Origin of the sequence: Clostridium sp. UBA5119, from assembly GCF_002414285.1 — a bacterium.
GTDB classification, from domain to species: domain Bacteria; phylum Bacillota; class Clostridia; order Clostridiales; family Clostridiaceae; genus Clostridium_J; species Clostridium_J sulfidigenes.
In genome coordinates this window covers 1-982 of record NZ_DHYX01000078.1, presented here as the reverse complement: position 1 = coordinate 982, position 982 = coordinate 1, and the positions used below count along the sequence as shown (strand labels likewise).

General features: G+C 27.3%; 1 protein-coding gene. It reads left to right on the top strand.

Translation table 11 applies throughout. The annotated features are described in order from the left end of the window. Positions 1–14: 14 nt before the first annotated feature. Complete coding sequence (gene rdgB / locus B2671_RS12140; RefSeq protein WP_346870674.1) at positions 15–605, top strand: RdgB/HAM1 family non-canonical purine NTP pyrophosphatase; 591 nt, start codon at positions 15–17, stop codon at positions 603–605. Positions 606–982: the final 377 nt, after the last annotated feature.

Below are 982 nucleotides of genomic sequence, written 5' to 3'. Positions count from 1 at the left end.
AAGGAGAATTTGTAATGAAAAGAGTAATAGTTGCTAGTAATAATCATCATAAAATTGTAGAAATAAAGGAGATTCTTAAAGAGTTTGATTTAGAGGTAGTATCTTTAAAAGAAGCTGAAATAGATATAGATGTAGAAGAAACAGGAACTACATTTATGGAAAATGCATACATAAAGGCTAAGGCAATTCATGAAATTTGTAAAGACGTACTTGTTTTATCTGATGATTCAGGATTATCAGTAGAAGTATTAAATGGGGCTCCAGGAATATACTCTGCTAGATATAGTGGTGAACATGGAAATTCAGTGGAAAATAATAAAAAGTTAATAAGAGAGTTAGAAGGTGTGCCTTTTAATGAACGAAAATCAAAATTTATATGTGCTATGGTTTTAATAGTCAATGATAAAGATATTATCAAAGTTCAAGGTGAAGTAGAAGGTTTAATATTAGAGGAGTACAAAGAGTGTGAAGGATTTGGATATGNNCTCTACGTGCCAGAACTAAAGGCTACATTTAATGATGTACCTTCTAAAGTGAAAAATGCTATAAGTCATAGGGGAAATGCATTATCTAAGTTAACAGAAGAGATGAAAAAATATTTATAGTTTACATATAATAATTTAACTTGTTATACATTTAAATAGTTCCATGTATAAATATATTTATTTTTACATAGGGAACTATTTAAATTTCTTCTTTGTGTTAAGTATTAAATTACATAATTTGTTAGTTTTATTTAAGTTTATTTTAATATAGGCAGAGAATTTAGTAGTAACAATATATGTAATTAGTATTCTTAAGGTATATAAGAGAAAAGAAGGTAAATAAGGATTTGAAGAGAATTTACAATAAAAACTGTCAAAATTTAATTAAAAACTTCAAAAAAGGTGTTGACTAATTAAAGGGAAGTCTGTATAATAAATTTTGTCGTTAAGGTTATTATCAAACGGCACTGATTAAGATATATCGGGGTGTGGCGCAG